Annotated in this window: 2 protein-coding genes; both read left to right on the forward strand. The window is 70.4% G+C overall.

Annotated features, from left to right (window positions below; all coding sequences use genetic code 11):
* The first annotated feature begins 6 nt into the window (after positions 1-6).
* On the forward strand, positions 7-25,116 hold the full coding sequence (locus AB0H61_RS06580) for an alpha/beta hydrolase (protein WP_357300164.1): 25,110 nt from the start codon (positions 7-9) through the stop codon (positions 25,114-25,116).
* Positions 25,113-25,583 (forward strand): hypothetical protein, encoded by a 471-nt coding sequence (locus tag AB0H61_RS06585; protein ID WP_357300167.1) that lies wholly within the window; start codon positions 25,113-25,115, stop codon positions 25,581-25,583. The genes AB0H61_RS06580 and AB0H61_RS06585 overlap by 4 nt, the downstream gene beginning before the upstream one ends.
* Positions 25,584-25,752 lie beyond the last annotated feature (169 nt).

A 25,752-nucleotide genomic window follows, 5' to 3' on the forward strand; every position in this document is an offset into this window, starting at 1 on the left:
CTGGTCTTGACACTCAGAATTCCCCCCGGGCTCGAATGGCTCGAGTGGGTCGCGGGCTCGGACTGGCCGCACGGCGACGAAGACGCCATGTGGGACATGGCGAACGAGTTGCGCGCCATCGCCGCCGATTTGCTGCGCGAGGTCCCGAACGTCCAGGACGCCTATTCCCTGACCATGGACGCGTACCTGGTCGGCGATGGCCGGGACAAAATGAAGAAGGCGCTCGAGGACCTGCGCTCCGGCAAAGGTTCGCTGGAGGAACTGGCCAACTACTTCAACGATCTCGGCGATGCCGCCGACAATATGGGCACCGAGTTGCAGTACGCCAAGCTGCAGGTCATCGGCTCATTGGTGTGGCTCGCGCTGGAGATCATCGCGGCATGGGGATGGCCGCCGACCGCGCCCGCCGTCGAGGCGATGGTTACCGCGTGGACCCAGTTCGCGATTCGCATCCTCGGCCGCCGGGTGGTGTCGGCCATCGCACGAGTGGGCTTCCGCCTCGGCGGATCCAAGCTGGCGAACTTCTGGGCCCGCGACGTCGTCATCGACACCATCGCCGAGACCGGACTCGATTGGGGCATCCAGCAGTACCAGGTGAATCAGGGCAGGCGCGACAACATCAACTGGGAGCAGGTCGGATTGACCTTCGCGAGTTCGCTCGCGGGTGAACTGGCAGGCAATACGGTCGGCGCGAAACTGACGAACGCGCTCGGCCCGGGTTTCTGGCGCGGGGCGCTGGCGGGCGCGGGGGCCGGATTGGCCGGTGCCGGAGCGGGTTACGCCGCGGGGATCGGAGCCCAGTTCGGACTCAACCTGTGGAAATCCGGTGGCGATATCGGTGAGGCGTGGAAGAACACGAATGTGGACTTCGATCCGCGCATGCTCACCGGTGGCGTGATCAGTGGCGCCGCCCCCATGGCCATTCGCGGCGCCTGGTCGGCCAAGGGTTTCGACAGCCATATCGACTTCCGGCAGGCCGCGTTGAACGGCGGGGTGGACTTCCGCGACGGATCGCGGCCCTCGGTCGGAATCAATCACACCGGCGGCAATGTCAACGGCAATGGTGGCAATGTCAACGGCACCGGCGGGTCACCGACCTCCCCGGCCGGACACACCGGTACCGCCGACGGGTCGACGCAGACCTCGGGCAGCAGCGACCAGGGCACGAACGGCCAGTCGGACGGATCGAATTCGCCGCCCGGCGCGGCCGGATCCTCCGGACGCAATAGCAGCGAAAACGATAGCGGCAGTGACGAATCCGGTGCCGGAAGCCAGTCCGGATCGGGTAACCAATCCGGAGCGAACAACCAGTCGGGTGGACCGGAGACCGGGGGCGCGGGGAACCAATCCGGCACCTCGGGGAACCAATCCGGCACCGGGAGCCAGTCGGGCGGCGCTTCGGATAACTCCGGGAACCAGTCGGGCTCCGTCGACCGGACCGGGGCCTCCTCGGGATCCGTCGCCGGGTCCGGTGGCTCCGATGGCGGTTCCCACACGAATTCCGACGGTTCGGACTCCAGCGGGACGGCAGGTCAGCAGAATTCGGCGGGTGCGGGTGTACCGGCCGGTGCCCCCACCAGTCCGGCCGGACTCGCCGCCGCCCCCACCGCAGGTGGCGCGGCCGCGGCCGCGGGATCGGGTGCCGGTGCCGGTTCGGGAGCGGGAGCGGGCGCCAGCACCGGAACGTCGTCCGCGCCGGGCCAGTCTTCGGCGGGCTCGGCCGGTTCCTCCGCCCCCGCGCCGGGTTCGTCCTCCGCCGCCGGCGGCCCTGCCACGGGCAGCGCCGCGGCACCCAACACCCCCGGCACACCGGCGGGCCAACCCGATGCCCGCACCGCCGGAGGAGACTCCCGAGCGGGAGTCGCGGACGGCACCCGCCGCCCCAGCGACCTCCGCGCAGCCGACCCGTCGACCCCCCGCCCCACCGCGGAACCCCGCCCCGCCGCACCCAGCTCCCGCGCCGGAGTCGTCGACGGCACGACCCCCATCGGCGGCCTCCAAGCCCACCACACCGACACCCCCGCCCCCCGCCAGGCCGCAACGACAGCCGACGCGGACAGCGAAACCGGCCACAGCAGCATCACCGCAAATCCCGACGCGGACACCGACACCAGTGCACGCACGGACGCCGACACCGACACCGATGCACGAAACGATTCCGACCATTCCGACACCGGTACACGCACGGATGCGGACGCCAGTGCGCGGACGGATGCCGACACCGACACCGACGGCGATCCTGTCGCGAGCGCCGATCGCTCCGACGGTAATGGTCGGCTGGACGACGACTCCCGGACCGGCGATGACGATCGGGTCGACGGTGGCGGTCGGGCGGATAGTGATATCCGGGCCGAGGGGCGTACCGAGGGTGCGGGTCGAGTAGATGGTGAGACCCGGACCGACAGCGATGATCCGGCGGATGGCGGTGCGCGCGTCGATGGTGTCGGCGAGTCGGACGGAGATGTTCGGGCGGCGAGTGATTCCCGTGCGGATGGGCGCGGCCCGATGGGGCGCGATTCGTCATCGGGTGACGCGGACGGCGATGGGCGTGCGCAGCTCGACGGTGCTGGTGATCCGGCGGGACGTGGCCCGGAGCCGGGTACGGCGGATGCCGATGCCGACGGACGGGTACCTGGAGACGCCGAAGGACCCCGCGATGCGGATGCCGACGCCGATGCTGTGGTGCCGCCCCTGGTGGTGCCCGGGAACGCCGACGGTACGTCGCGGCCGGTGAGTCCGGCGCGGGCCGAGACAGGTACCGATGGTGACGCGGATGCGGATACTTCCGCACCGCGGCAGGGGGATTCGGCGACGCCCGATGACGCGGCCGCCGCCGATCGGGCTGCGGCTGCGGCCGATCCCGAGACGCGGGCTCGGGAGTTGTCGCGGCTCAACTGTGCCTGGGTGGCCTTGGTGAAGGCGGCGGCGCGGGTTGCGCCGGGCGTGATCAAGTTGCCCGCGACGCGACCGGGGGCCGCCGGTATGCACTGGCACACTCTGGAGCAGGCGGCCGGCGGGCGGATGCGTCCGATGCGCGGGGACGACAACTACACGCCGCACCAATTGATCGCGCTGGAGTTGGCCGACCGCGGGTCGGGCGCGGTGGTCATCGTGGTCGACCAGCGGGTGGATGCCGACGCCGCGGAGGGCGCCGCGGCGGGTGCGTATCTGATGTACAACGAGAACGGCACCATCTGGGTGGACGACCCGTGGCAGGGTCCGCGCTATCGCTTCGACGCCGATCGGCCGCCCACGGGCCTCGAGGGCACCTGGGGAATCTTCTACGGCGCCAACGGACATCCCGTTCCGGTGGTCGCCACGGGTGCGGGCGGCAGCGGCGATTCGCTCGACGACCGCCTGCGTCCAGAGGCCGCCATCCGGGACACCGGTGACGATCCGGCCGCCGACGATTCGGCCACGCCCGCCGATCCGTCCACCACCGACGATCCGACGCAGACCCGACCGGTGACCATGTCGGATGCCTCGCCCACCGATGTCGAGAACGATCGGGCCAGGGCGGCGCTGGATCGTCTGGCGGAACCGGCCGGACTCGATCGGCCCGCGCGGGCATCGGATCTGCTGCTCGGCGACACCACCGACGCCGACACGGCCCGCACCCTCGCGCGCCGCAATGCGGACTGGTGGCAGGGTCTTTCGTCGCAGGAGAAGCTGGCGATGATCCGGGTGCACCCGCATCAGGTCGGCAATGCCGAAGGTCTGCCCGCCCGTACCCGCGACCGTGCGAATCGTCTTGCCCTGGAACGTGACCTCGCGGAATACCGGGGTAGACGCCCGGAGCGGCTCGGCGCGGGGCAGCTGGTCAATCCGGAATTCAACCGGGCCGAGCCGGACCACCTGCGCAATCTCATCGCGACCCGGGACGCATTGGCCCGCGCGGATCGCCTCGCCGCCGCGCTGGATCCGGATGTCCCGCGCCCGCGGGTGCTGCTGGTCGCCTACGACGCATTGGCCTTCGGGGGGCAGGGTCGGGCGGTGGTCGCGTTCGGCAGACTCGATACCGCACCCTCGGTCTCCTGGCATGTGCCGGGAACGGGAGCCTCGATCCGTTCGATCGGCGACCAATTGGTCGCCGCGGCAGGCCATTACGAGGCGACCGCGCGCGCGGGGCAGCAGAATGTCGCCGCCGTCGCCTGGCTCGGATATCAGACTCCCGGCAATATCCGGCAGGCCGCGGGCCGTGGATTCGCCGAAGCCGGTGGTCATCTGCTGGCGCGCGATATCGCCGCCTTCAACGCGGGCCGGGCCGCCGCGGCCGTCCCCGTCACCCCGACGAACCACGTCTTCGGACACCGATACGGTTCCACCACGGTCGGTTTCGCGGGTGCCGGTGGCCGCCTGTCCGGTGAGGTCGGCACCATCACGCTGGCTCGCGCTCCGGGTGTGGGCCCGATCCGCAATGCCTCGGATTTCGGTATCGGCGACAACGTCTATGTGGCGAGCTCGAATCGGGATGTGCTCACCATGTTCGGGTCCGGTGATGCGCGGGGAACCGGACGGCTCCCCGGCGTCGGATTGGGCGTCGATCCCGCGATCGCGTCCTTCGATGCCACGCGGATCGCGGTGGATGATCCGGCCGGACGTCGCGCGCCGGTTTCCGACCTGTACTTCCACACCGACCCGGACGGTCGGATACCCGCTGCGGCACAACGCAATTTCGGGTTGATCGCGGCTGGTCGCGGCGCAGAGGTCGGCACCCAGCCGCACCGTCCGGACCGGGCGGGTGCGGGCTGGTGGCGGCAGCTCGCGAGTCGTTTCGGTGACTCGGACGCCGCGCCGCCGCCCGATGGAAGCCGGGCGCCGGATGCCGCCGATACCCGGGTGATGGAACGGGATCGGCCGCTGACCAGGCTGGAGCGCGACGCACTCGCGGTGGCGGAAAGTCAACTCCGGGTGCAGCTGAGCCGCGCCGACGCGACCTTGCAGCACCTGTTGCGCCCCGTGCCACAGGAGGCGCCGGTCGCGGGCGCCCAGCAGCGCGCCGCGGAGAATGCGCGGTGGTGGAACAGCCTGGATGACGTGCAGCGACGCGCCGTCTGGCGGGCGCATCCCGAATGGGTCGGCAATGCCGACGGCATCCCCGCGGAGTACCGGAACCGGGCCAACCGTCTGGCCATGGCCCGCGATCTCCAGCACTACCGCGATCGGCCGATCCCTCCGGGCCGGGACCGGCCCGTATTTACTCCGGCGGAGCGGCATGAGCTGCGCAATATCATCGACGCCCGCGACCAGCTGGCCGCGCTACAGCGACGGGCCAACCCTGGCAACGGTTCACCCGTGCAGGTTCTCTCGTACAACCCTCGCAGCTTCGACGGCGCGGGCAGGCTGGTGGTCGCGCTCGGCGATGTCGATTCCGCGACCTCGGTGACCTGGCATGTCGGTGGCCGGGGCAGCACCATGGGCAGCCTGGAGACGCAAGCGCGGTTCGCGCGCAGTCAGTTCGAGCAGACCGCGCGGCTGACCGGCGACCGGAACCACGCCTCGGTGATCTGGCTCGGCTATGACGCACCGGCCACCCGCGCGGAGGCGCTGAGCCCGCTGGCCGCCCGCGACGGCGGCTATCTGCTGGCCAGGGATATCGCCGGGTTCAACGCGACCCGGGGGAGCACCGCACCCGCGAACCACGTGATCGGCCACGGCTACGGTGCGACGACCGTCGCGTACGCGGGCACGCAGGGCAGGCTGCGCGGGCAGGTGGCGAGCATCGTCCTGGTGGGCGCACCGGGCGCGGGCCCGATCGCCAGGGCCGCGCAATTCGGCATCGGCGCGAACAATGTGTATTCCGTTGCGGCGGAAGGTGACCGGGTGGCCAACCCGGGCAAGGTGCGGACCTTCCTGCAACGCACGCTCGGCATCAACCCGGCCGCCGAGGCCTTCGGCGCCCGCCGGGTGCTCGCGGAGTACCCGGATACCAGGGAATTCCGGCGTCTGCGCGGCGAGCAGGGCGGCTACCTGCGTCATACCGATCCGCACAGCCGCACGCCGACGACCTCCTTGGCGAATATCGCCCTCATCACGGCGGGTCGCGGTGCCGAGGTCGTCACCGCCGACCAGGCGACGACGCCGACGCGGCCCAGTGCCCAGGTGGTCACACCGGAGCATGTCGCCCAGGCTTTCGACGCGGTCCGCGCCGTCGACACCGGTGCCGATACCCCGATCCCGGTCGATGCCGGTCCGGTGCGTGGCACTCCCTCACCGTGGCACCCCGGACGCACGCTGCCCACCGACGCCCCGCTCACCGACACCGAACGGGCCGCCGCGCAGACGGCACTGCGTCGACTGCCGACGGCTGATCCCGGCCGGTCCGCGGATGCCGATCAGCGCCACGACACCGATGGCCCGGACAATCGGATCGAGCCTGCCGCGTCACCGGACTCGTCGGATCACTCGGCACAGGCCGACGACACCCGCCCGGTGCGTCCGGAACGCCTGCTGCATCCGGATGCCGCCGCCGATGTCACGACGGCGGCGCGGGAGCGGGCGTGGGCCAACGCCGAGTGGTGGCAGTCGCTGAGCGCCGAGGAGCGGCGGGCGGTGCTGCGGGTGCATCCGCATCAGCTGGGCAATGCCGACGGCATACCCGCGCATGTGCGCGACTACGCGAACCGGCTGTCGATCGCCCGCGACCTGGCGGATTTCGCCGCGCGCAGGCCCGATGACGCCGATATCGGTCAATGGCTGCGGGAGGGGCTGAGCGCCCCGGAGCGGCGGCGGCTGGAGAACCTGGTCTACACCCACCATGCGCTGATCCGGGTGGAGCAACAGGTGCGCCAGCTGCACCCGAATGTGACCCGGCCGCCGGTGCAGGTGATCTCTTACAGCGCGAGGGAATTCGGCGGTGACGGCCGCGCCGTGGTGGCCTTCGGCAATATCGATACGGCCGCCTCGGTGTCCTGGCAGATCCCCGGTGTCACCACCACTTTGCAGCATCTGCGGGCGCGGATGAACAACTCGCTCAACCTTTTCGAGGTCGCGTCCCGGATGAATCCCGGCCTCGAGCTGGCGTCGGTGGTGTGGATCGGCTACGACGCGCCCAGTGGCGCCACCATGGCGACCGACACCGTCTCGCAGCGGCCCGCGCAGGAGGGCGGTCGGCTGCTGGCGCGGGATGTGGCGGCGTTCAACGCGTCCCGGGCGCACTATGCCGCGGAGGGTGAATCCGCCCCGCGCAACCATCTGTTCGCGCACAGCTACGGATCCACCACCACGGGCTATGCGGGCGAGGGCGGCCGGCTCGCCGGTGAGGTCAGCACCATCACCCTGCTGGGCTCACCCGGCGCGGGCCCGCTCGCCCGGGCCGAGGATTTCGGCATCGGGGCCGGGAATGTCTATGTGGCGACGGGTTCGCGAGATCCGGTCACCTTCGTCGGTTCGAATACTCCCGGCGGAATCGGCCGCTTCGCCGGCCGCGGACAGGGGACCGATCCGTCCATCGCGGGCTTCGGCGCGCGGCGTATTCGCGCCGAATTCCCCGATATCCCACGCTTCGCCGACGGCCTGCGCAACCATCGCCAGTACTGGCAGTACACCGAGCGCGCTCATCGCACGCCGACCGAGGCGCTGGAGAACTTCGGTCTCATCGCGGCCGAGCGCGCCGATGAGGTCTCGCTCGCCGAACATCGCCCCGGCCTGGACAATCCGAACTGGCGTCAGCGCAATGTCGGCTCGTTGCCCAACGATCCCGAGGCCGCCCGCCCCGCCACCGTCGAGCACGGCTCCACCAAGTACCGCCGACCGGACGGTCCCGAAACCCCGCCTCCCGTACCGGCTCCCGATCGCGGTCCGAACGATCAGGGTCCGGATGCCGCCGCCCGCGATCCGCAGGCGGATCCGGACCTTGCCGCCGATCCGAATGCGGCGCTCGCCGACCGCGACTCCCGGACCGATGGACCGGATAGCGGTGACGCGTCGGACCGATCCGGAACCGCGGAAGGCGATTCGTCGGCAGCACGCGCCGCCGGGCGCGCTCGTGACGACCAGGACGCCGAATCCGATGCGGCCGAACCACGAACGGTCGCTCCGGCCGCTCGCCGGGCGAATGAGGCGCAGGCGCAACCGGAGGCACCGGCTCTGGACGAGCACGGTGCGGGCGGGCGCGGCCCGGATGACCCGGGCGGCCCGCGTCTGCCCGATCCCGGCGACTCCGACGACCACCTCTTCGCGCGTGACGGCCTACTGCCGGTGGACGAGCACCCGACCGACGCGGAACAGGATGCCGCGCGGGAGGCGCTGCGTAAGCGGGACCCGGCCGGACTGCCCGAACGCCTGCTGCACGGCGAGTACTCCGACGCCGACCTGACCGCCTCGGCGCGGGATCGGGCCGCCGCGAACGCCCACTGGTGGGATGCGCTGAGCGGCGCCGAACGGATGCTGGTGGTCCGTGCCCATCCGGCCGAGATCGGCAATGCCGCGGGCATTCCGGCGGTGGTGCGCGATTACGCCAACCGACTCGCCATGGCCCGCGACCTTTCCGCGCTGCGATCGACCCACTCCAGCGCGCTGACCAAGGCGCAACGCGTGCAACTGCGCAATCTGGAGACCACGGTCGCGGCGCTGACGGAGGCGGATCGGATGGCCCGCGCGGTCGACCCGACGCTGCCGCGGCCGCCGGTGCACATGCTCGCCTACGACGCGGTGGCCTTCGGCGGAAAGGGCCGGGCCGCACTGGCATTCGGCGATGTCGATCGGGCGGATTCGGTCTCCTGGCATGTGCCGGGCATCAAGACGAATCTGGGCAAGCTGGCCTGGAACGCCGAATTCGCGCGTAACCACTACGAGATGACGCTGCGCACCGATCCGTCCCAGCGGGTGGCCTCCATCGCCTGGCTCGGCTACAACGCACCGGCCGGATATCTCGGCGCGTTCCGTCTCGGACCCGCGCAGCAGGGCGGCGCCTGGCTGGCCAGGGATATCAGCGCCTTCAACGCGGGCAGGGAAGCGCGCGCCGGTGTCATCGGGTCGGGCCGTCCGAACAATCATGTGTTCGGGCACAGCTACGGGTCGACCACCACGAGTTACGCGGGCGGCCGGGCGCGGCTGGCGCCCGAGGTCGCCACCATCACCCTGGCCGCCTCCCCCGGGGCGGGTCCGATCGACAGCGCGCGCGACTTCGGCGTGGGCGACAACGTTTTCGTGGCGACCATGTCCGCGGACAAGGTCACCTGGGTCGGCGGCAACCGGACCGGCCGATGGTCGCGTTTCCTCGGCGTCGGCATCGACCCGGCGACCGAGGCGTTCGGGGCCCGGCGTGTGGTCGCGGAGTATCCGGACACCGAGTCGTTCGCGGATCCGCGCAGGCATCACACCCAGTACTACGACTACCGCGACGCCGACCGGACCCGGCCGACCGAGGCGTTGGCCAACTTCGCCAGGATCGCCGCCGGACTCGGCGATACCACCACGGTCGAACGGCACCGGCCCGGCGTCGACGATGCCAATGTCTTCCGGCGCGTATTCCGCGGTGTGCCCAAACAGGATCCGGCCACCACGGCCGGGATCGACGACGGTACCCACGGCCGTCGACCCGTCGACGGACCGGTGGTCCAGCCGACGGGACCCGAGGTGCAGGGTCACCGGGGTGGTCGCGGTCGCTGGGCCGAGAACACGCTGCCCGGTTTCGAAGCGGCGATGCGCCTCGGTGTCGACGTGATCGAACTGGACGTCGGCCTGACCGCCGACAATGTCGCGGTCGTACACCATGAGCAGCGCATCGATCCGAGGACGGTACGCGACACCGAGGCCGCCGATCCGGACGACGCGCACTACCCCTATGTGGGTAAGCCGATTCGGGAGCTCACCGCCGCGCAGGTCGCCACCCTGGACGCGGGGGTGGTGAATCCGGCCTTCGCCGACACCCAGGTCGCCGAATCCGGCACGCGGGTACCGACTTTGGCGGAGGTCGCGCGGCTCGCGGCCGACACCGGTTGGCCGGGCACCCTCGCCGTCGAGATCAAGACCGATCCGTCCTGGAGCGATGCCGAGGTCCGCGCGCTGGTGGCGGCCAGTATCGAGGAACTGAACCGGCACGGCGTCCCCTTCCGGGTACTGGCCTTCGATTGGCGGGCACTCACCCACGCCGCCGCGCTCGCCCCGAACGCGGAGCGGGTCGCGCTGGTCAGCGCCCGAACCGCGACCGCGGAGTGGATGGGCCACGATCCCGGCGTCTCGCGCCCGTCCCGGGCCAGGATGCTGTGGGCCCAGCTCACCGGCAACCCCCGCACCCCCGGCGGCGATATCCCGGCCGCCGCGCGGGCCGCGGGCGCCACCCGGCTCTCCCCGGAACGCAGCATGGTGACCGCGGAGTTCCTGGACCAGACCGGGGCCGCGGGCCTGCCGGTCGCGGTGTGGACGGTGAACAGCGAAGCCGATATGCACCGGCTCATCGAGCTGGGTGTGGACGCCATCGTCACCGACTTCCCGGATCGCCTGCGCGATGTGATGACCCATCGCGGACGCCAGGTCCCCGATGCCCTCGGCGGTCCGGATTCCGGTGGGCCGCGGCAGCCCTCGGAATCCGGTCCGGGAGACGACTCCGGCACCGGACCGGGTGCGCGACCACCGGGACCCGACGGTCGAGACCCCGGTCCGGCCGCGGCGCCCGACGCGGGCGACAGCCGTGACAACGGCGCGGTCGCGCACCGGGAACCCGGATCCGATCCGGCGGACCCCGACACCGAATCGGACCCGGTCCGCAGCGCCCTCGACAAGCGGGCACCGGACGCGACCCCCGATCGTCTGCTGCACGCCGACTACCCGGAGGCCGAATCCCTCGGCTCGGCGCGGGATCGCGCGGCCGCCAATGCCCGCTGGTGGGATGCGCTCACCGAGGTGGAGCGCTCCGCCATGCTGGAGGCGCACCCGCACCACCTCGGCAATGCCGACGGCCTGCCCGCGGCGGTCCGCGACGCGGCCAACCGGCGCGCGATCGGCGAGGATCTGGCCGCGTTGCGGGCAATGGACAGCACCGAGCTGACCAAGGACCAGCAACAGCGGCTGCGCAACCTGGAGACCACCGCACAGGCACTGGCCGACGCCGATCGCTATGCGGCGGAGGTGGATCCGGCGCTGCCGCGACCGCCGGTGCACGTACTCGCCTACGATGCGGGCGCTTTCGGCGGCAAGGGCCGCGCGGTGGTGGCCTTCGGTGACGCGGACCGGGCCGATTCGGTCTCCTGGCACGTGCCCGGTATCAAGACCAACCTCGGCAAACTCGGCTGGAACGCCGAATTCGCCCGCAACCACTACGAGGTGACGGCGCGGAAGAATCCGGACCTGCGGGTCGTCTCCATCGCCTGGCTCGGCTACAACGCACCGGCCGGATACGCGACGGCCTTCCGTACCGGCCCGGCCCGACAGGGGGGCGCCTGGCTGGCCAGGGATATCGCCGCCTTCAACGCGACCCGCGAAGTACACGCCGACCCCGGCGGCCCCGCCCGGCCGGTGAACCATGTGTTCGGGCACAGCTACGGCTCCACCACCACCAGCTACGCGGGCGGGGGCGCCCGCCTGGCCCCCGAGGTCGCCACCATCACCCTGGCCGCCTCACCCGGCGCGGGTCCCATCGACCACGCGAGCGACTTCGGTGTCGGCGACAATGTTTTCGTCGCCACCATGTCGACGGATAAGGTCACCTGGGTCGGAGGCAACCGCACCGGGCGCTGGTCGCGCTTCCTCGGCATCGGCGTCGACCCGTCCATCGAGGCCTTCGGCGGCCGCCGGATCACCGCGCAGTACCCGGATACCGCGAACTTCGCCGATCCGGCCCGCCACCACACCCAGTACTACGTCTACGTCGACGACCAGCGGACCAGGCCCACCGAGGCATTGGAGAATTTCGGGAGGATCGCCGCGGGGTTCGGCGATACCGTCACCCCGGAGCGGCATCGCCCGGGCGACGGCGACGTGGGTGTGCTGCGTCGCGTGGTGCGCGGCGTACCCAAGATCGACCCCGCCACCACCGCGGGCATCGATGACGGCACCCAGGGCCATCGCCCGGTGGACGGCCACGTCACCCAGCCGAGCGGACCCGAAGTGCAGGGCCACCGGGGTGGGCGTGGGCGCTGGGCGGAGAACACGCTGCCCGGTTTCGAGGCCGCGATGCGGCTCGGCGTCGATGTCATCGAACTCGATGTGGGTCTCACCGCGGACGACGTGCCGGTCGTCCATCACGAACAGCGCATCGACTCCGCCACGGTTCGCGACACCGGCCCGGTCGACCCGGACGACCCCCGGTATCCGTATGTGGGCAAGCCGATTCGCGAGCTGACCCACGCTCAGATCAACACCTTGGACGCGGGGGTGGTGAATCCGGCCTTCGCCGATACCCAGGTCGCCGAACCGGGTACCCGGGTGCCGACATTGGACGAGGTCGCCCGTCTCGCCGCCGAAATAAGTTGGCAGGGCACGCTCGCCGTCGAGATCAAGACTGATCCGTCCTGGAGCGACGAGGATGTGCGCCGCCTGGTGGCCACCAGCATCGAGACGGTGCAGCGTCACGGCGTGCCGATGCGGGTGCTCGCCTTCGATTGGCGCGCACTGACATACGCCGCCGAGCTGGCGCCGAACACCACGCGAGTCGCGTTGGTCAGTGCCCGCACCGCGACACCGGCCTGGATGGGTTCGGATGCGGGCGTCTCCCGTCCGGGCCGGGCCAGGATGCTGTGGGCGCAGCTGACCGGCAACCCACGCACCCCGGGCGGCGATATCGCGGCAGCCGCGCGTGCCGCGCACGCGACCATGCTGTCCCCGGAACGATCGATGGCCACCCGGGAGCTGATGGACCAGGCCGGAAGCGCCGGACTACCGGTCGCGGTGTGGACGGTGAACAGCGAGTCCGATATGCACCGGCTCATCGAGCTGGGTGTGGACGGCATCGTCTCCGACTTCCCCGACCGCGTCCGCGACGTGATGACCCACCGCGGACGCCAAGTGCCCGACCCCGCCGACGACACCGGTCCCGCCGCGCCGGAGGCCACCGGCCCCGGCGGGCACGGCCCCGGCACGCCGGGCGGGGACGCCCGTTCCGGCGCGGACGTGGGCTCGCCGCGACGGCAAACGCTGCCTTCTCTCGCCCGGATCAGCGCGGAGACTAGGGGTTTCGCGCGTAGCGCACTCGATCTGATCGAACCGGGGGCCGGTCCGGAGCGACTGCTGCACGGCGCCCCCGACGACCCGAACGCCGTCGCCGACGCCGAGCGGCGCGCCGCGGCGAACCGGGAGCTGTGGGAATCCATGAACGACGATCAGCGCGACGCGCTGATCCGGATGTTCCCGCATGTCATAGGCGCCGCCGATGGCATACCGGCGCACGCGCGGGACGAGGCCAACCGGCTGCTGCATCGCGCTGCCTGGCGGGCACTCGGTGAGCGGATCGATGCCGACCCGGGGCTGCGTAATCGTCTGGTGAACCAGCTGCTCGGCGGCAACGAGTACCGGCACCTGCGTCAGCTGCTCTTCACCGGCAATGCGGTGACCCTGGACGCGGAGAGTCCGCGGGTGGTCGATCTCGACACCAAGGAGATGCGAAAACTGTTGCGCCGCATGTCCGGCACCGATGTCGAGGCATTGCGCAACCTCACCACGATGACCGAACTGCTCGGCCGCGGTGATCGTGACGCCGCCGCGCTGGCCGGCGCGCCGCCGCTGCGGGTGCTCGCATTCGACGAGGGCGCCTTCCGCGGCGACGGCCGCATCATCCTCGCCTACGGTGATGTGGACACCGCCCGGCACACCTCCTGGCACGTCGGCGCGGTCGCGCCCACCGCGCGATCGCTGGACCAGGCTCTGGCGGGGGCACGCAACCACTACGAGATGACCGACCGTACCGCGGCGGATGCCCGGCCCGCGTCGATCATGTGGGTCGGTTACCCCCCGCCGAGCGCGTACGCGGCGTGGAACGACTTCTCCCACACCGACAATGCCCGGATCGGTGGCGACCTGCTGGCGCGCGATCTGGCCGCCTACAACGCCATGCGCGGGGATAGCCCGTGGAATCACGTATTCGGGTACGGATACGGCGCGGCCACCGTCGGATACGCCGGGGCGGGCGGGCGACTGCGCGGGCACGTCGCCGATGTGACGCTGGTCGGCGCGCCCGGCGCGGGCCCCATCACCGAGGCGAGCCAGTTCGGCCTGCGGCCCGGCCGGGTCTATGTGCTGTCGGCGTCATCGGACCGTCTGACCTGGTACGGCGCGGGCACCTCCGACCGCGGCGCACCGGGCCGACTCGGAATCGATCCGGCCACCGGTACTTTCGGCGCGGTGCGCGCCGCCGCGGAATTCCCGGGCGATCCGCGCTTCGCGAGCGCGCTCACCGAACGCACCCAGTACCGCTGGTTCGCCGACGCCGACCGGAACCCCACCGCCGCGTTGGACAGCCTCGCCCGCATCGGTGCCGGCCGCGGCGCCACCGTACGCACCGATGAGCACCGGCCGGGCACCGCCGAGACGGTCCGGTCCTTCGGGCGCTCGATCGCGGTACCGGTGGATCCGGCCGGAGCGCAGCACGCCGTGGTCATGCCCTCCGCCGAGCAGCAGGCGCTGGCCCGCTCCGGCCTGGACAAACTGGAATCCGGCGCAGGCCCGGAAGTGTTGCTGCACGGCACCTACGCCCACGACGCGATCGGACCGGCGGCGCGCGGTCAGGCCGAGCGGGTCGCCGAATGGTGGCACGACCGGCTGACGGACGCGGAACGCGCCGCCCTTCCCGCGGTGCATCCGTTCGAAATCGGCAATGCCGACGGCATTCCCGCGGCGGTCCGTGACCGGGCGAACCGGCTCCAGATCACCAGGGATATGGAGGCGTTCCTCGGGCGCAGGCCACTCAACGACGTGGGCGAGCTCTCCGATGCCGAAAAGCAACAACTGCGCAATCTGATCAACACCAGAAACGCTCTGGTCGAGGCGGATTCGCGGGCGGCGAGGCTGCACGGGCACCCGCCGGTGCATGTGCTGTCCTACGATCGCGCGGCGTTCGGCGGCTCCGGACGCGCGGTGGTCGCGGTCGGCGATGTCGACACCGCGGCGTCCGTATCGTGGATCGTGCCCGGTATCACCACCACCGTGGCGAAACTGCCGGGCAATCTGAACGCCGCGGCCAATATGTACGAGATGACGACCCGGATGAACCCGGATCGCAGCGCGGCTTCGGTGATCTGGATCGGCTACCGCGCGCCGAACGGTGGCACCATCGTCACCGAGACGGTCAGTACCAAACCCGCCGAAGAGGGCGGCCGCATGCTGCGCCGGGATATGGCGGCGTTCCGCGCGACCCGCGAGTTCCACGCCGGCCGTCCCACCAGCCCCACCAATCTCGCCGATGGTACGGCGACCCCCGCGAACTACCTGTTCGCACACAGCTACGGTTCGGTGGCCACCAGCTATGCGGCGGCCGACGGCTGGTTCGCCGGTCAGGTCGAATCGGTGATGCTGCTCGGTTCACCCGGCGCCGCCCGCATACTCGGCGCGGAGCACTACGGGGTGCCGGTCTACGTGGCTGCGGCCTCCGCGGACTTCGTGACCTGGACCGGCGCCGACATCCCCGGTCGGATGGGCCGATTCGTGGGCAAGGGACAGGGCATGGACCCCTCGGTCCGCGCATTCGGCGGGATCCGGGTCACCGCCGAATACCCGAGCACGAAGGCGCGGGTCGATCAGCACCGGGACTACTTCAAGTTCCTGGACGAGGCGCGCACCCAGGTGCCGGAGGGATTGCGCAATGCCGCGCTGCTCGCGGCGGGGCGGGCCGCCGATATGGAGACTGCGCGGACCCGTCCCGGTGTCGCGGACCCCAATTGGGTGCAGCGCAGGGTGTTCTCGCGGCCGAACGACCCCGAGGCATACCGGACCGCGGTGGTGTACGACAGCACCGATGTGCGGGGCGCCGCCGAGATCGCCGCCACCCGCGGGGACGCGGCCGCCGCCGAGAGCGCCGCGCAGTTCCAGCAGCAACCTCCGACCCGGGGTCGCCCGTCGCCGTTCCAGCGCCCGGATTGTGTGCCGGTCGCGCTGCGGGTGATTCAGCGGCTGCTGCCCGGCGCCCCGGTGCGGATCCCGGACGCGGAGGTCGGTCCCGGCGGCATGAACGCCGAGAGTGTGGATCAGGCCGCGGGCGGCCGAATGCGGATGTACGACTCGCCCGCGCGGATCGTCTCGCTATTGCAGCGGATGGGCGACGGCGCCACGATGCTGGTGATCGACGAGTACAACTCGACCTGGGGCCCGCACAATATCGGCGCGCACGCGTATGTGCTGACCAATGACAACGGCACCATCATGGTGCACGATCCCGCCCTCGGCGACCGGCCCGTGCCCTACCGCCGCGGCCTGTTGCGGACGAATGTGGTTGCCACTCACGGCATTCTGTACCACGCCGACGGCACCCCGGCGCACCACGTCGACGTGGCCGAACCCAGCCCGCATCGCCCGGAGGTCGGCATCGGTCAGCGCCCCGATCCGGAGGCGCTGCGCGAACTCTCCGACGCGGCGGACGCGTTCAGCGCGCAGCTGCGCGAATGGGGCCTGGATGTGGCCCTGATCGGCGCACTGGCCGCCAACGCCTACCGTGCCGACCCGCGCGGCACCGAGGATCTCGACTTCCTGGTCCGCGACCTGGGCGATGCGCATCAGCGGCTGGCCGAACTCGGCTACGAGATCCGCACGTTCACCAACTCGGACGGGGATATCTACGAGGTGCACGTGCGCGGGCGTCAGCCCTCGATCGATCTGCTCGTCGCCGAAATCCCGTTGCAGGAAACGGCATTGGATCGCGCGGTGGACGGCCGCATCTCGATCGAGGACATGATCGTCTTCAAGCTGCTGGCCGGGCGGCCCAAGGATCGCGACGATCTGATGTCGATCCTGGCGGCAGGCCACGATCTCGATATCGACTATCTGCGCGAACAAGCGGGGGAGCTGGAGCTCACCGACGAACTGACCGATGCGCTGCGTACGGCGGGATACCGGGATGCCGACGGCCCGACCCGGGACGAATCACCCTGGGCGGCAGCGGAATCGGAGGTCCGTGCAAAGGGTGATCCGGAGACTCGGCGGCAGCTGCCCAGCGGGCCGAGCGAACACCGGAATTCGGTGTACCTGGTCGAATTCGAGGATGGCACCCGGTATGTCTACCGGCCCGCGGCGGGTGCGTCCGGCGGCGGCATTCCGATTCCGGAATCCGGCCCGGCGATTCGGCAGGTGGCGTTCTACCGGCTCGATCAGCTACTCGGATTCGGTCTCGCACCGTTGTCGATGCTGTTCGAGGGCGGATCGCTGCAACAGTTCGTGCCCTCCGATGCCCGACTTCCGGTCGGCGAGTATTCGCGTATCGATCAGGACATGATGGCCGTGCTGGATTACATTGCGGCACACCGAGATCGGAACTCCTTCAACTATCTGACCGACGCCGTGACGGGGCGGGTTGCGCCGATCGACGACGAACACGGCTTCCCCGCCCCCGCCGCCGGTGACCGGGTGGGCATCCGCTCCAGCTTCGTGGTCGAGGCGATGGAGCGCGGCCGCGCGGGCGAACTGCTGGATGCCTCGGTGCTGGCCAGGGTCCGCGCCCTCGACCCGGCCGATCTGCGCGCCATGCTCACCGACCTCGGCATGGACGAGCCGTCGATCGACGGGGCCGTGCGCAGGCTGGTGGAGATCCAGACCGACGGCACCATCACCGGCCGCGAATGGCCCGGCAAGATCCAGGCCGCACCCGACAGCGGGGTCGCCCGCGATGCCCTCGACCTGTGGCGCAGTGGCGCAGATCCGGATCGCCTGGTGCCGACCGCTGACACCGATATCGAGGCCAGGACCACCGAGATCGCGCGCTGGTGGGACGGATTGAGCGACGGGCAGCGGGCGGCGGCATTGCACTGGTACCCCGACCAGCTCGGCGCGGCCCCCGGTATTCCCGCGACGGACCGCGACGCGGCGAACCGGAGGGTGCTCGACCGCGATCTCGATAACTTGCGCGGCCGCACTCTCGACCCCGCGGGCCAGCGCCGCCTGGCGACCCTGGAAGGCATCGAACGCCAACTGGCCCGCGCCGAGCAGCAGGCCGCCGCGCTCACCGGGCCCGACGGCGGCCCGGTGCCGGTGCACCTGCTCGCCCTCGACCCGACCGCATTCGGGGGCAACGGCCGGATCGCGGTGGCGCTGGGCAATATCGACACCGCGGACTCGATCGCCTGGCATGTGCCGGGCGCGGATACGACGGCGGCCGACCTCGACCGGTACGTGCGGGCGGCGGGTAACCAGCTCGCCGCGACCATGCACGCGGCGCCCGAACGCAGTGCCGCGGCGGTGATCTGGCTGGGTTACGAGGCGCCCGTGGGCGATCGGAGCACCGACCCCGACGCCGCGCGCACCGGCGGCGCCGCGCTGGCTCGCGATGTGCATGCCGTCGCCGCGGACCGGGCAGCACGTGGCAATCCGGCCGCGATCCACCTGATCGGGCACGGTCCCGGCGCCACCGTGGCCGGATTCGCCGCCGCCGACGGCAATGTCGGCGGCCACGCGGCCACCGTGACGCTCATCGACGCCCGGTCGGCGGGCCCCGTGCGCACCGCGGCGGATTACGGCATCGGCGACGGCAATGTCTTCGTGGTGCAGCCGCGCCGAGGTTTGGCCGCCGGATTGGGCCGCAGGCTCGGCGCGGTCTTCGGCCGCAGCGGCGTCGATCCCGCCGACACCGCCTTCAACGCGCGCACCACCCGCTACGACGCCGACCAGGTCCAGCAGCTGTACAGCACGGGCTTCGACCCACGCACCACCGCCGGACCCCTGCACGATCTGGGCTTGATCACCACCGGCCAGGGGGACCGGGTAGGCCTTGCCCGCGGCGGCGACGGCACCACCACCCACCGCGAACCCGACTCGTCCGGTGAATCCGGCGCGTCTCGTGAATCCGGCGCGTCTCGTGAATCCGGCGCGTCTCGTGAACCCGGTACGACTCGTGAGCCCGGCGCGTCCCGTGAATCCGGCGTGTCTCGTGAGCCCGGTACGTCTCGTGAATCCGATGCGTCTCGTGAGCCCGGTACGACTCGCGAGCCCGGCGCGTCTCGTGAGCCCGGTGCGACCCGCGAACCGGCCTTGCCGCGCACGGAAGCCGAAATACGTTCGGACGGAAAGCGTCCCGATATACCCAGCAATGAATCGACCCCGGACCACGGCGACCCGGGCCCGCATGCCGCCGCCGCGGACGTACCCGCCCTGGCCGCCAGGGTGGTGCCGCATACCGCGCTGAACGCCGCATTCGCGCATTACGGTGACAGCGGCGGCGGCTGGACCGGTGCCGACAGCACCTATTCGCGGCGGCTACCCGACGGCAGGCATCTGTGGATGTTCTCGGACACCTTCCTCGGGACCGTGCATCCGAACGGTGCGCGACCGGCGGACGGGCCGATGGTGAACAACACCTTCGTCATCGACGACGGCGGCGCCATGCATACCGTGCACGGCGGTACACCCGCGAACCCGCTCGCGGTGGTGCAGGCGGCCGACGGCGACTTCTATTGGCTCGGTGGCGGATACGTCAATGGCGACACGGTGGAGATCATGTTCGTCCGGTTCACCAGGACCGGGGACGGCATGTGGGACTTCACCTTCCGCGACAATATGCTCGGCCGGTTCGACGCCGCCGATATGCGCCCCATCGACCTCACCCCGATGCCGTCGGAGACCGGCGTCAACTGGTCGGCCTGGCTGGATTTCGACGGAACGCACACCTACGTCTACGGCATGGAGGAGGACGGGCCCGCCAAACATATGCATGTGGCCCGGGTCCGCGGCAGCGATCTGCGTGCTCCGTGGGAGTTCTTCGACGGCAGCGGCTGGTCCGCACACGAAACAGATTCCGCCCGCGTCCTGCCCGGTGTCGCCAACGAATACAGCGTCACCCGGTGGCACGGCAAATACCTGTTGATCACGCAGGACACCAGCGCCCCCTTCGGCACCGAAATCGTTGCCTACCTGTCGGATGCGCCCACCGGGCCCTTCACCGGCCGAACCGTCCTGTTCCGGACCCCGGAGACCGGCGCGAACGGTAGCTACGGTGACCCGAACGTCATCACCTACAACGCCCACGAACACCCGGAGCTGCGTCACGGCGACACCCTGGTGATCAGCTACAACGTCAACAGCCTCGACGTCGACGGCGTACTGGACGATGTCACCAAGTACCGCCCCCGGTTCCTCAGTGTGGAGCTCTCCGAACTCGGAAACGCCGAGCCACCGGCCGATCCCGTCGACCCGCGCGGCCCCGCCCCGGACATCGACGCCGGACCACTCGCGCGACTGCTGCCGGAGGCCGCGCTACATACCGCCGAGATCATCGGCGAGGATCCGAATGCCACGCTGCTGCCCGAGGAGCACGAGGCGCTGGTCACGCCGGACACCGTGGCCGGGCGCGTGCGGGAGATCATCCATGCGCGCACCGCGGCCCGCCGGGCGCTGGCGGATCTGGGGTACCCGGACACCCCGATCCTGCGCGGCCAGAAAGGCGAGCCGCTGTGGCCCGAGGGGGTCGTCGGCGCCATCACCCACAAGAAGGGCTACTACGCCGCGGTGGTGGCGGACGCGGAGTCGGTCCGCTCGATCGGCCTCGACGCCGAGGATCATCAGGAGCTGCCCAGCGCCGCGCTGAAGAAGGCGACGATCCCGGAGGAACGGGCGTGGCTGCAGGAGACCGGTCGGCGCGACGGCATCTTCTGGGATCGAGTCCTGTTCTCCGCCAAGGAAAGCGTCTACAAAGCCTGGTACCCGCTGACCGGCCGATACCTCGGCTTCCAGGACGCGCACCTGACCTTCGATATCGACGCGGGCACCTTCCACGTCCGCCTGCTGGTCGACGGCACCACCCACTCCGGTCCACCCCTGACCGAAATGACCGGACGCTTTCAGGTTCGCGACGGCTACATTCTCACCGCCGTGGTGATCCCCCACGAGAGCAACCCGGCGATGGCCGCACCCTCGAACACCGACACCGCTATCTCGCAACAGGATTCATTACCCGCGGGGACGCGGCCGGGAACGACACGCGCCGACGCCGAGCAGACGTCGGGGACGCGAGGGACAACCGATTCCGAGCGATCGGCTCGGGCCGCGGATTCGAGCGCGCCGCGCGCGGGCCTCGCCGCCGATGCGCAGCGCACGACCGCCCCGGAGCAGGTGACACAACCGGATCAGTCCGGGCGGGAGTCGAATACGGAGGCGAACGCACAGCAAGCACCCGAAGCCGCGTTGCCCGGGACCGGTCGCGATGCCGTCGCGGCGATCGGCGAGGGCGCGTCGACGGCCGTGTCGGATCGGTGCACCGACGGTGAGCCGGTCGATATGGCCAGCGGCGCGGTGCTCATGGAGGGCACCGATGTTCGGCTCTCGGGCGCGGTGCCGTTCGAGATGGGCCGCACGCATCTGTCCGCACTCGGACTCGGCAGGCATTTCGGTGCGGCGTGGCTATCGGTGTTCGACGAGCGGCTCGAAGTCGACGCCCGCGGCGTGGTGTTGGTGTGCGCGGACGGGGCGGTGCTCGAATACCCGCATCCGGCGGACAGTGGTCCCGAGGTATTCCCGCGATCCGGCCCCCGACGCCCTCTCTCGCTCGTCGGCGGTGACTACCGGGTGCGTGATCTGGAAGCGGGGGTGGTGCGCGAGTTCAACGCCCCCACCGCGGGTCTCGGCGGCGGCGCGTGGCAGACCTCAGGTAGCCGGGCGCACGCCGCCTTCGCGAATTCGAGGGCCGGGCAGGCGGTCTTCCCGCTGACGGCGCAGCGGCATCGCGGCGGGCATTGGGAGACTTTCGAGCGGGACGCCGACGGTCTGGTGACCGCGGTGCGTCGGTCCGGCGGCGCGGTGCTGCGGGTGCGGGCCGAGCCGGGCGGTGCGCGGGTTTCGGCACTCACCCTGGAGTCGGGCGGCGAGTCGATTCTGGTAGCGCGGTACGGATATTCGGTGTCGGGTGATCTGACCGAGGTCATCGATCACACCGGCGCCGCGCTGCGGTACGGCTACGACGAGCACCACAGGATGGTGTCGTGGACCGATCGCAACGGCGTCTCCTACCACCACCGCTATGACGCGGACGGGCGCTGTGTGGCCCAGATCGGCACCGGCGGTGTGTATGCCAACGCCTACGCCTACGGCGTTGATGCCGATGTGCCCGGCGGACGCTGGACGGTGCTCATCGAAACCGCGCGTACGCTCGATACTTCGCCCGAAGCCGAGCCGGATATCGAGGCGTCCCTGGATGCGCTCGGGTCGATGGATATCGTGCGTGCGGTACGGCAGCACGGTCCGGCAGCGGTCGCGGATCGCACACGGTGGCACGAGGACCCGGTCTTCGGCCGACTTCGCATCCTGGTGTTCCGTTCGGACGCGCGCGGCAATGTCTGGCAGATCGCCGATGCCACCGGCAGGGTGAGCACCTTCGAGCGGGACCACGCGCACCAGTTGGTGGGTCAGACCGATCCGACCGGAGCCTCCGTGCGCTACGAGCGGGACCGGTACGGTCTGGTCACGGCCGTCACCGGACCGGATGGTGCGACCACTCGGGTGCGGCGCAGCGATTGGGGCGAGCCTCTCGCGGAGTCGGGGCCGGGTGGGCGAACCCGGAGCTACGAGCGCGACGCCGTGGGCAACACCACCGCGGTGATCGGCCCCGACGGCGCGCGCACGGGTTACGAATACGCCTATCCGGCCAGCGGTCCGGTGCTACGCCGGGTCATCGACCCGACCGGCCTGATCACCGAGGTCGAATGCGACGCCGCGGGGCTGCCGGTGCGGGTGATCGCGCCGGGCGACCGGGTCTGGACCTATCGGCGCGACGCGTTCGGGCGCATCCACACCACCGTGGACCCGCTCGGTCGCGCCACCACCCACACCTGGACGCCGGACGGTAAGCCGCTGCGGCAGGTGAATCCGGACGGCACCGCGATCACGTGGACCTACGACCGCGAGGGCAATGAGCTGTCGCGTACCGACGAGGCCGGGCACACCAGCACCACCAGCTACACCGTGCTGGATTCGCCGCTGGAGGTGACGGCGGCCGATGGCGGCACACTGCGGCTCGGCTACGACACCCAGTTGCAGGTCACCTCGGTCACCAATCCGAGCGGCCTGGTCTGGCACTACGAATACGATCCCGCCGGTCGCCTGATCGCCGAAACCGATTACAACGGCGCCCGCACCACCTACGCCCATGACGCGGCAGGGCGGGTCCGGTCGACCACGAACGCCGTCGGCCAGACCACCGACTATGTCTTCGATGCGGCGGGCCGGATTGCCGAGGCGCGCTCCACGGACGGTGTCACGGTATTCCGATACGACGCGCACGGCGATCTCGTCGAAGCCGCGAACAGCGATGCGGTGGTGCGCATTACCCGCGATGCCGCGGGGCGTGTGCTGTCGGAGCGGATCAACGACGTGGTCGTCGCATCCGCCTACGACGCCGCGGGCCGGTCGACGATGCGGCTCGTGGACACCCGCGCTCTGCCCGGTGCGGGCCAGGGTTGGCGCACCGTCTTCGGCTACGACGACACCGGTCTGCTGGCCGATGCGAGCACCGACGACGGTGCGGGCCGCGCGGAGCGGATCCGATTCGACCACGATCCGACCGGCAACGAGATCGCCCGCCGGGTGGGCGCGGCGCAGCTGACCCGCCGCTACGACAGCCGGGACCGGATCATCGCCCAGCATGTCGCCAATCCCGGTGGCGTGATCGCGGGCCGCGTCTGGTCCTACCGTGCTGACGGCTATGCCACCGGCTTCGACGACATGCTGCGCGGCGCCCGGCGATTCGAGGTGGACGCGGTCGGCCGGGTCACCGCCGTCGCGGCGTGGACCGGTGAGGATCGACCCGCACTCGCCGAGCGCTACGCCTACGACCCCGCGGGCGTCCTGACCCAGGCGCGAACAGCGACGGATGTGCCCGGTGACGCGGGGACGTCCGGTCCCGGACCGTCGCCCGAGCCAGGACAACCCGGTGTGTTCACCACCTCCGGTACCCTGGTGACGACCGCTGGCCGCAGGCATTTCCGTTACGACGCCGCGGGCCGCTTGGTGCGTAGTGTCCGTACCCGTCTCTCGTACAAACCCGAGGTCTTCGAGTTCACGCATACCGCCGAGGGCCGGATCCGCACCGTCACCGCCCCCGACGGCACCACATGGCGCTACGGTTACGACCCCTTCGGCCGCCGCATCTCCAAGGTCCAGGCCGACCGCGCGGGCAACATCCTGACCAAGACCGTCTTCGGCTGGGCCGGTGACGATCTCGTCTACCAGCACAACGCCGTCCCCGGCGCGGCCACGAGCTGGTGCTGGACCCACCACCCGGACACGCACGAGCCGCTGACCCAGTATTCCCGTACCGTGGGAACCCCGCCCACCCCGGGATTCGCCGATCTGGCGGCGATCGATGCCGAATTCCACGTCATCGTCACCGATTTGGCGGGGGCACCGACGGAATTGGTCGACCCGGCCACCGGAACCGTGGCGGGCTCGGCTTCCGCCACGCTCTGGGGCCGCACCCATTGGCAGGGAACCGCGTCCACCGCACTGCGTTTCGCGGGCCAACTGTTCGACGCCGAGACCGGCCTGCACTACAACCGGCACCGCTACTACAACCCGGTCACCGCGACCTACACCGCCCCGGATCCGCTCGGCCTCGCCCCGAATCCGGCCAGCGCCACCGCCTATGTGCACAACCCGCACACGTGGGTGGATCCGCTCGGTCTGGCCGGTTGCGGCGGCGGCTGGTGGCGCAAGATCCGCACCCTCGGCCCGATCGGCGCGGCCCGCCAAGCCTATGTCGACGCCACCCGTACCATCACCGAGACCGGTCTGGCGCGCATCGAGCAGGGAGACGACGCCGAGGAGGTGGCGCGCTGGGCGATCGACGAACGCAACGCGCTCAAGGTGGCCACGCGAGCGAGGCTACCCAGGATCTTCAATATCTGGGCGGAGCGGCGAAACCTGAAGCACTACGGCGACCCGGTCGGCCCGACCTTCGACTTCCTGACGCAGAAAGGTAAGACCCCGGTGGACATCATCAAGGGCGCGGGCCGGACCAGCAAACGCGTCAACCAGTTGCTGGGGGTACGCCGATGACGGAGAACGAGATCTGGTTACTGCGCAGCGACCGGTTCGAGTGGGTGTTGTACTCGACCGCGACCGGCGCCATCGTGCGAACCCTGCGTCCCGAGGGCACCCGGCAGGCGGCGGGTCTGATCAAGAAGTGCCGAGGCAAGCTCGTCGCCTTCTATGTCAACGCGGACCGCACCGGCTACCTGCTGCAAAGCGGATCCACTGCAATCGAACTCGACGGCCGGGCGCGACTGCGCTACTGGAAGTCGCTGCGCAACTACCTCGCCCACCTCGAGATCGAACGCGACGGCACCCGCCTGCGCCTGGACGAATTCACCGTCGCCACCGCCGCCGACGACCCTTCAGACTACGTGAGCTCCAAGGATTTCCTCGGCACCGTTTACGCATTCCATACCGATCGGGACAAGTATCGGCACGGACTGACGGTGTGGTCGCAGGACGCCGATCCGACCCTCCCTTCGGGTCGATAGTGAATATCTATCGCAATGTCGGGGTAAATAAAGACGATTCATGTTGCGGACACCGAATGTTCAGTTGTTACATGGGATGATCACAGCCGGTGAGGTGAGTAGATGAGAGTCGGCGCAGCATCTGCGATCTCCATGGGGCAGGCCGGTCCGGATCGGACGGCAGTATCGG

The organism is Nocardia sp. NPDC050710 (assembly GCF_040654375.1).
Lineage (GTDB): Bacteria > Actinomycetota > Actinomycetes > Mycobacteriales > Mycobacteriaceae > Nocardia.